6 protein-coding genes are annotated in these 8,943 nt (G+C 74.4%); 5 read left to right on the top strand and 1 reads right to left on the bottom strand.

Annotation, left to right across the window (positions count from 1 at the left end; translation table 11 throughout):
• From ACPCUX_RS15005 to aspA, 5 genes are all read left to right on the top strand, one after another.
• The coding region (locus ACPCUX_RS15005; protein ID WP_423389073.1) for a carbohydrate ABC transporter permease at positions 1-872 on the top strand (872 nt) is incomplete at its 5' end.
• A complete protein-coding gene (locus ACPCUX_RS15000) occupies positions 872-1,765 on the top strand; it encodes a carbohydrate ABC transporter permease (protein WP_043657187.1) in 894 nt (297 codons plus the stop codon). The genes ACPCUX_RS15005 and ACPCUX_RS15000, both read left to right, overlap by 1 nt.
• Before the next feature lie 169 nt (positions 1,766-1,934).
• A complete protein-coding gene (locus tag ACPCUX_RS14995) occupies positions 1,935-4,385 on the top strand; it encodes a glycoside hydrolase family 3 N-terminal domain-containing protein (protein WP_423389075.1) in 2,451 nt (816 codons plus the stop codon).
• Entirely contained in the window at positions 4,382-5,962 is a 1,581-nt protein-coding gene (locus ACPCUX_RS14990; RefSeq protein ID WP_423389072.1) for a family 43 glycosylhydrolase, read from the top strand. Before ACPCUX_RS14995 ends, ACPCUX_RS14990 begins: the two co-directional genes overlap by 4 nt.
• A 48-nt stretch (positions 5,963-6,010) precedes the next feature.
• On the top strand, positions 6,011-7,543 hold the full coding sequence (gene aspA, locus ACPCUX_RS14985) for an aspartate ammonia-lyase (protein ID WP_423389071.1): 1,533 nt from the start codon (positions 6,011-6,013) through the stop codon (positions 7,541-7,543).
• 7 nt (positions 7,544-7,550) lie between these two features.
• Here the strand turns inward: aspA and ACPCUX_RS14980 are convergent, their stop codons facing one another.
• Complete coding sequence (locus tag ACPCUX_RS14980) at positions 7,551-8,729, bottom strand: APC family permease (RefSeq protein WP_423389074.1); 1,179 nt, start codon at positions 8,727-8,729, stop codon at positions 7,551-7,553.
• Between the last annotated feature and the right edge of the window lie 214 nt (positions 8,730-8,943).

The raw sequence follows: 8,943 nt of genomic DNA, 5'->3' as shown, positions 1-8,943 counted from the left end.
TGCTCGCCGGGCCGGCGCTCGTCGTCTTCCTCACGTTCGTCATCGTGCCCGTGCTGATGGCGGCGTACTACGGGTTCTTCAAGTGGAAGGGCTTCGGCCCGCCGACGGACTTCGTGGGGTTCGAGAACTACCTCACGATCTTCCGGGACCCCGAGTTCCTCGCGGCGCTGCGGCACAACGGGTTCATCGTGCTCATGTCGCTCGTGCTCCAGGGCCCGGTCGCGGTGGTCGTCGCGCTCATGCTCAACCGGCGCATGCGCGGCCGCTCGGTGGTCCGCGTGCTGGTGTTCGTGCCGTACGTGGTGTCCGAGGTGATCGTCGGCACGGGGTTCAGCCTCATGCTCTCGACGACCGGCGCCGTGAACGACCTGCTGGAGAAGATCGGCCTCGGGTTCCTCGCGGTCGACTGGCTCGCCGACCCCGACGTCGCGATCTGGACCCTGCTGCTCATCATCACGTGGAAGTACATCGGCTTCGCCGTGATCCTCTTCCTCGCGGGCCTCCAGGGCATCCCCGACGAGCTGGGCGAGGCCGCCGCGATCGACGGCGCGTCGTACTGGAAGGCGCAGCGCTACGTCACGCTCCCGCTGCTGGGCCCGACGGTCCGCATCTGGGCGTTCCTGTCGATCATCGGCTCGCTCCAGCTGTTCGACCTCGTCTACATCATCTGGGGCCAGTACGTGGCCTCGACGGCCGGCACGTCGACCATGGCGACGTACATGGTCGCGAACGGCCGCAACGCGGGGAACTACGGGTACGGCAGCGCGGTCGCGGTCGTGCTGTTCCTCATCTCCCTCGCGGTGGCGCTCGTGTACCAGCGGTACGTCCTGCGCCGTGACACCGAGGGCGCGATCACGGAAGGGAAGAAGTGATGGCCACCGTCACCGCCGTACCCGCGCCCGAGCGTCCCGCCGGCGTCAAGACCCCGAAGGAGCCCCGCGGCTCCGGCATCGGCCGGGGCGGTCCGCTGACCTACGTGGTCGCGTGGCTGCTCGTGGGCGTGTGCCTCGCGCCGATCGCGTACATCGTCGTCGGCGGGTTCCGCACCAACGCGCAGATCACGGCCGACCCGTCGGGCCTGCCCGACCCGTGGCAGGTCGTCAACTACGTCGAGGTCCTGTCGAGCTCGCTGTTCTGGCAGCAGCTCGGGAACTCGCTCGTCGCGGCGCTCCTCACGACGCTCGGCGTCGTGGTGCTCGGCCTCATGGCGAGCTACGTCATCGCCCGCTACTCGTTCGTGGGGCGCGGGGCGCTCTACGCGCTGTTCGCGGCGGGCCTGATGTTCCCCATGACGGTCGCGATCACGCCGCTGTACATCATGATCCGCTCGCTCGGGCTGATGAACTCCGTGGGCGGCCTCGTGCTCCCGCAGATCGCGTTCGCCCTCCCGACGACCGTCATCATCCTCGTGCCGTTCCTGCGCGCCATCCCGCGCGAGATCGAGGAGGCCGCGTCGATCGACGGCGCGAGCCGCCTCGGCTTCTTCTTCCGGATGGTCGTGCCGCTGTCCCTGCCGGGCGTCATCACCGTGGGGATCCTCGCGTTCGTCGCGAGCTGGAACAGCTACATGCTCCCGCTCTTCATCCTCAACGACGAGACGTCGTACACGCTCCCGCTGGGCGTGCAGGCGTTCGCGTCGCAGTACTCCGTGGACACCGCCCGCGTGCTCGCCTTCACCTCCCTGTCGATGATCCCCGCGCTCGTCTTCTTCTCGCTGTTCGAGCGGCGCATCGTCGGGGGCCTCACCGGCGCCGTGAAGGGCTGACCACGCCCGTCCGCACCCCGCCCCGTCCCGCGCCGCGCGCGGGACGGGGCCACCACCGAAGGAGAACGGTCCCGTGACCGACGTCGTCCCTGCCGTCCCGACGGCACCCCTCGGCAGCCCCACCCCGGGCGCCGACCCCGCGCCGACCCCGCGCCCCGCACCCCCGCAGATGCCCACGGTCTCCGAGCGCGTGCGCGCGCTGCACGCGCGCATGACCCTCGACGAGAAGCTCGCGCAGCTCGTCGGGTACTGGCTCGACCAGAACGGCACCGTCGCCCCGATGCAGTCGGAGATGACGGCCGGCCAGGCCGACGGCGGCCGGCTCGCGGAGATCACGCAGCACGGGATCGGGCACTACACGCGCGTGTACGGCACGCGCCCCGTGGACCCGGCGGAGCGGGCGGCGTGGCTCTGGGCGGAGCAGCGGCGGCTGCGGACCGGGACGCGGCTGGGGATCCCGGCGATCGTGCACGAGGAGTGCCTCACGGGTCTCGCCGCGTGGCAGGCCGCGACGTACCCGACGCCGCTCGCGTGGGGCGCGTCGTTCGACCCGGACCTCGTCGAGGAGATGGCGCGCGAGGTGGGGGAGTCGATGCGCACGCTCGGCGTCCACCAGGGCCTCGCGCCCGTGCTCGACGTCGTGCGCGACCCGCGCTGGGGCCGCGTCGACGAGTGCGTCGGCGAGGACCCGTACCTCGTGGGCACGGTCGGCACGGCGTACGTGCGCGGCCTCCAGGACGCGGGCGTGCACGCGACGCTCAAGCACTTCGTCGGGTACTCGGGCTCCCGCGCGGGGCGCAACCACGCGCCCGTCAGCGCGGGGCCGCGCGAGCTCGCCGACGTCTACCTCCCGCCGTTCGAGATGGCGGTGCGCGACGGCGGCGCCCGGTCCGTCATGGCGTCGTACGTCGACGTCGACGGCGTGCCGCTGCACGCGAGCACCGAGCACCTCACCGAGGTGCTGCGCGAGCGCTGGGGGTTCGACGGCGTCGTCGTCGCCGACTACTTCGGCGTCGCGTTCCTCGAGGTGATGCACCGCGTCGCGGCCGACCGCGGCGAGGCGGCGGCGCAGGCGCTCCGGGCGGGCCTGGACGTCGAGCTGCCGACGGGCGACGCCTACCTCGCGCCGCTCGCCGAGCGCGTGCGGTCGGGCGCGCTCGACGAGGCGTGGGTCGACCGCGCCGTGCTGCGCCTGCTCACCCAGAAGGAGGAGCTCGGCCTGCTCGACCCCGGCGCCTACGCCGACGAGCCGCCGACCTCCGTCGACCTCGACACCCCGCGCCAGCGCGCGACCGCGCGCCGCCTCGCGCAGGAGTCGCTCGTGCTGCTCGCGAACGACGGCGTCCTCCCGCTCGTGCGGCCCGGGGCCGACGGCGCGACGACCGCCCCGCGGCGCGTCGCCGTCGTCGGGCCGGACGCCGACTCGGCCGAGGCGCTCATGGGCTGCTACTCGTTCGTCAACCACGTGCTCGCGCACCACCCGGGCACGCCGGCGGGCATCGAGCTGCCGACGGTGCTCGAGTCGCTGCGCGACGCGCTCGCCGGGGCGGGCACCGACGTCACGTACGTGCGCGGGTGCGCGGTCGAGGGCGACGACGTCACGGAGATCCCGGCCGCGGTCGACGCGGCGCGGGACGCGGACGTCGCGGTCGTCGTCGTCGGCGACGAGGCCGGTCTGTTCGGGCGCGGCACCGTCGGCGAGGGCAACGACGTCGAGTCGCTCGAGCTGCCGGGCGTGCAGCGCCGGCTCGTCGAGGAGGTCGTCGCGACGGGCACGCCGGTCGTGCTCGTGCTGCTCACCGGCCGCCCCTACGCGATCGGCTGGGCCCTCGACGCGGGGGCGTCGCGCGGCGGCGTCCCGGCCGCCGTCGTGCAGGGCTTCTTCCCCGGCGAGGAGGGCGGGCGCGCCGTCGCGGACGTGCTCGTCGGCGCGGTGAACCCGTCGGGCCGCCTGCCCGTGTCGCTGCCCCGCGCGGGCGGCGCGCAGCCCTACTCCTACCTCCACCCGGTGCTCGGCGGGCCGTCCGACGTGACGTCCACCGACCCGACGCCGGTGCGGCCGTTCGGGTTCGGGCTGTCGTACACGCAGTTCGCGTACGCGGACCTCGAGCTCGACGCGGCCGTCGCGGCGGGCGGGACGTTCCGCGCCGCGGTCACCGTGACCAACACGGGCGCGGTGGCGGGGGCGGACGTCGTGCAGCTCTACGCGCGCGACGTCGTGGGCTCCGTGCCGCGGCCCGTCGCGCAGCTCCTCGGGTACGCGCGCGTCGACCTCGCTCCGGGCGAGTCGCGTCGCGTGACGTTCCGCGTCCCGACGACGCGCCTCGCGTTCTCCGACCGCCGCCTCGTGCGCGTGGTGGAGCCGGGCGACGTCGAGGTGTGGGTCGGCGCGCACGCGGCGGCCGTCGACTCCGCCCCCGGAGCGGGCGACCTCGGGTCGACCACCGGCGGCGCGATCGTCAACGAGTCCGCGCCGGCCGCGCGGCACGTGGTGCCGGGCGCGGCGACCGCGCGCGCGACGATCGCCGTCACGGGCCCCCTGCACGAGGTCACGGCCGCGGACGAGCGGCTCGTCGCCGTCGAGGTGTCCGCCCGCGTCGAAGCGGGGGAGCGCGCATGACGCGCGTCCAGAACCCGGTGCTGCCCGGGTGCCACCCCGACCCGTCGGTGTGCCGTGTCGGCGACGACTTCTACCTCGTCACCTCGACGTTCGAGTACCTGCCCGGCCTGCCGGTGCTGCGCAGCCGCGACCTCGCGACGTGGGAGCACGTGGGGGACGTCGTCGACCGGTCGGGACAGCTCGACTACGACGGCATCCGGTCGTCGGGCGGCCTGTTCGCCCCGACGCTGCGCCACCACGACGGCACGTTCTGGCTCGTGTGCACGCTCGTGGACCCGGACGACGACTCGCGCGGCGGCAACTTCGTCATGACGGCGACCGACCCGGCCGGGCCGTGGTCCGACCCGGTGTGGTTGCGCGACGAGGACGGCGAGCGGGTCGCGGGGATCGACCCCTCGATCTTCTTCGACGACGACGGCCGCGTCTGGCTGCACGGCACGCGCCTCGCGCCCGAGCCGGAGTGGTTCCACCAGACCGAGGTGTGGGTGCGCGAGCTCGATCCCGCGACGTGCACGCTCGTGGGCCCCGAGCACGTCGTGTGGACGGGGGCCGTGCGCGGTGCCGTGTGGGCCGAGGGCCCGCACCTGTACAAGGTCGACGGCACGTACTACCTGCTCGCGGCCGAGGGCGGGACGGACTTCCACCACGCGGTGTCCGTGGCGCGCGCGTCGTCGGTCACGGGGCCGTACGAGGGCAACAAGGCCAACCCCGTGCTCACGCACCGGCACCTCGGGCGCGGGGTGGACGTCGTCGGCGTGGGCCACGCCGACCTCGTCGAGGCGCCCGACGGCTCGTGGTGGGCCGTGCTGCTCGCGATGCGTGTCTACGGCGGCTACCACTACCCGCTCGGCCGCGAGACTTTCCTCGTCCCTGTCGTGTGGGAGGACGGCTGGCCCGTCCTCGCGCCCGGCGAGGGCCGCGTGCCCGACGCCGTCGAGGTCCCCTTCGCGAGCCCGGCGCCCCGGACGGCGGTCCAGGGCGGGGCGAGCGGCGTCGTCCGCCCGGACGACCCGCGCTGGACGGCGGTGCGCGCCCTGCCGCGCGACGTCGCGACCCCGGCGGGCGAGGGCTGGGACCTCCCGGTGCACCCGACGACGCTCGCCGAGCCGGGCGCGCCCGCGTTCCTCGGCGTGCGCCAGCAGCACCGCGACGTCGACGTGACGGTCACCGTGCAGGTCCCGGCCGCGGCGGGGGAGCGCGCGGGCGTCGTCGTGCGGCAGTCCGAGGACGACCACGTGCGGCTCCTCGTCGACGGCGGCCCGGGCGACGAGCGGCGCGTCGTCGCGGTGCACCGGCGCGGCGGCACGGACGCGGTGGTCGGGGAGACGACGGTGACCGCCGCCCCCGGGGAGCCGGTCGTCGTCGGGCTGCGCGTGCGCGGGCAGGACTACGGGCTCGTCGCCGGGCCCGCGGACGGGCCGGTCGTGGACGTCGCGACGGTCGACGGGCGCACGCTCGACAGCGCCGCCGCGGGCGGGTTCCTCGGGCTCTGGCTCGGCGTGCACGCGACGAGCGAGGGCCGCCCGAGCACGTCCGTCGTGCGCGTCGAGCGGTTCGTGTACGAGCCGGTGGCCTGACGCGTCGCCCGGGCGTGCGGGAGCGTGCGGCCGGGCTACGGTCGGGGCATGTCGAGCGAACGGACACGTACCGAGGTGGACCTGCTGGGACCGAAGGAGGTCCCGGCGGACGCCTACTACGGCGTCCACACGGTCCGCGCCATGGAGAACTTCCGCATCTCGGGGACGACGGTGAGCGACGTCCCCGAGATGGTGCGCGGCATGGTGATGGTCAAGAAGGCGTCGGCGCTCGCGAACCGTGAGCTGCGCACCATCCAGCGCGACGTCGCCGACGCGATCGTCGCCGCGTGCGACGAGATCCTGCGCCACGGGCGGTGCCTCGACCAGTTCCCGGTCGACGTGTTCCAGGGCGGCGCCGGGACGAGCGTCAACATGAACACCAACGAGGTCGTCGCGAACCTCGCGCTCGAGCTCGCCGGGTTCGAGAAGGGCCGCTACGACGTCATCAACCCCAACGACCACGTCAACCGCTCGCAGTCCACGAACGACGCCTACCCCACGGGTTTCCGCCTCGCGGTCCACGAGCTCGTCGCGCGGCTCCAGGACGAGGTGCGGCGGCTCGAGCGCGCGTTCGACGAGAAGGCGTCCGAGTTCGCCGACGTCCTGAAGATGGGGCGCACCCAGCTCCAGGACGCGGTCCCCATGAGCCTCGGCCAGGAGTTCGCCGGGTTCGCCGTGAACGTCGGGGAGGAGATCCGCCGGCTCGAGGTCGCGGGCGAGCTGCTGCTCGAGGTCAACCTCGGCGCGACCGCGATCGGCACCGGGCTCAACACCCCGCCCGGCTACCCGAAGGTCGCGACGCGACGGCTCGCCGAGGTGAGCGGCCTGCACACCGTCCCGGCCGAGAACCTCGTCGAGGCGACCTACGACAACGGCGCCTACCTCGCCGTCCACTCCGCGCTCAAGCGGCTCGCGGCCAAGCTGTCGAAGATCTGCAACGACCTGCGGCTGCTGTCGTCGGGGCCGCGCGCGGGCCTCGGCGAGATCAACCTGCCCGAGCTCCAGGCCGGGTCGTCGATCATGCCCGCCAAGGTGAACCCCGTCATCCCCGAGGTCGTCAACCAGGTCTGCTTCAAGGTCATGGGCAACGACGTGACGATCACCCACGCCGCCGAGGCCGGGCAGCTCCAGCTCAACGTCATGGAACCCGGGCTCGCGCAGTCGATGTTCGAGTCGCTGCACCTGCTGACCAACGCGTGCGTCGCGCTGCGCACCAAGTGCGTCACGGGCATCACCGCGAACGTCGAGGTCTGCCGCCGCCACGTGCTCGACTCCATCGGCATCGTCACGTACCTCAACGAGATCATCGGCCACCGCAACGGCGACCTCGTGGGCGCGGAGGCCGCCCGGACCGGGGCCTCCGTGCGCGACGTCGTGGTCGCGCGCGGCCTGCTCACGGCCGAGGAGGTCGACGCCGTGCTGACGACCGAGAACTTCCTGCGTCCCCGCTACACCGGCCGCTACTACGCGCCCGACGAGCGCGGCCTGCCGCCCGCGGGCGAGGAGGGCGAGTCGTCACGCGTCGTCGAGTCCGACGACGCCACGGGCGCGCCCCCGGAGCCCGAGCCCGAGGCGTCCTGACCCGCGGCTACGACCGGACGCGCACCGCCCGCAGCACGAAGCCGACCGCGAGCACGGCGACCCCCACGACCACGCTCGGGACCGGGAGCGTGACGACCAGCGCGACGCACCCGAGCGCGCCGAGCACCGGGAGGGCGCGCGGGTACAGGCGGTGCGGCGCGGTCTGGCGCAGCGCCGAGAGGTTCGCGACGAGGTAGTAGACGAGCACCCCGAACGACGAGAACCCGATCGCGCCGCGCAGGTCCGTCGTGAGCACGAGCAGCACGACCGCCGCCCCGACCGCGAGCTCTGCGCGGTGCGGCACCCGGTGCACGGGGTGCACCGCGGCGAACCACCCCGGCAGGTCGCCGGTACGGGCCATCGCGAGCCCCGTGCGGCTCACCCCGGCCAGGAGGGCGAGGAGCGCGCCGGCGCTCGCGGCGACCGCGCCGACGCTCACGACCGGTCCCGCCCACGCCCACGACCCGGCCGCGACGGCGTCGGCGAGCGGCGCGGCGGACGCGGCGAGCCGGGCGGGCCCGAGCACGGCGAGGAGCGTGACCGCCACGACGGCGTAGAGCACGACGACGGTCCCGAGCGACACGAGGACCGCGCGCGGGATGGTGCGGCGCGGGTCGCGTACCTCCTCCCCGAGCGTCGCGACGCGCGCGTACCCGGCGAACGCGAAGAACAGCAGCCCCGCGGCCTGGAGGACGCCGTACCAGCCGCCGTGCGCGCCGTCGGCGTCGAGGACGACGGACCATCGCGGCGTCGTCCCCGCGAGGCTCGCGACGACCGCCGTCGCGATCGCGAGCAGCGCGACCGCGACGATCCCGCGCGCGAGGCGGGCCGTGCGCGTCACGCCGCGGTAGCCGACCGCGGTGAGCACGACGACCGCCGCGGCGGCGACGGGACGCTCCCACCCGGGCGGTGCGGCGTACGCGGCGAGGACGAGCGCCATGGCGGCGCAGCTCGCCGTCTTCCCGACGACGAAGCCCCACCCCGCGACGTAGCCCCACCAGGGGCCGAGGTGCTCGCGCCCGTACACGTACGTGCCGCCGGACGTCGGGTGCTGCGCGGCGAGCTGGGCCGACGACGTCGCGTTCGCGTACGCCACGACGGCGGCCAGCGCGAGGCCGACGAGCAGGCCCGTCCCCGCCGCGGCCGCCGCCGGGGCGAACGCCGAGAACACCCCCGCGCCGACCATGGACGCGAGCCCGACGACGACGGCGTCCGTCGTGCCGAGGCGGCGGGCGAGCGACGGCTGGCCGGGTGCGGTGGTCACCCGCACAGCGTGCCAGGACCAGGTGTCCACGAGGTGTCCGACGGCGGCCCCGCCACCCGCCCCGGGGCGTGGTCCGGAGCGTCCCCGGGAGCCGGTACAGTTCCCGCCGGTGTCCCGTCCCGGTCGTCGTCGACCG

Source organism: Cellulosimicrobium sp. AB352, assembly GCF_049538415.1.
GTDB lineage: Bacteria > Actinomycetota > Actinomycetes > Actinomycetales > Cellulomonadaceae > Cellulosimicrobium > Cellulosimicrobium funkei.
The sequence above is the reverse complement of the archived record's forward strand: the minus strand, read 5'-3'. Positions and strand labels throughout refer to the sequence as shown.

Excerpts from the sequence above, each read along its gene's own strand:
- ACPCUX_RS15000 (WP_043657187.1), top strand. The coding sequence starts at position 872 with ATGGCCACCGTCACCGCCGTACCCGCGCCCGAGCGTCCCGCCGGCGTC.
- ACPCUX_RS14995 (WP_423389075.1), top strand. The coding sequence starts at position 1,935 with ATGCCCACGGTCTCCGAGCGCGTGCGCGCGCTGCACGCGCGCATGACC.
- ACPCUX_RS14990 (WP_423389072.1), top strand. The coding sequence starts at position 4,382 with ATGACGCGCGTCCAGAACCCGGTGCTGCCCGGGTGCCACCCCGACCCG.
- aspA (WP_423389071.1), top strand. The coding sequence starts at position 6,011 with ATGTCGAGCGAACGGACACGTACCGAGGTGGACCTGCTGGGACCGAAG.
- ACPCUX_RS14980 (WP_423389074.1), bottom strand. The coding sequence starts at position 8,729 with ATGGTCGGCGCGGGGGTGTTCTCGGCGTTCGCCCCGGCGGCGGCCGCG.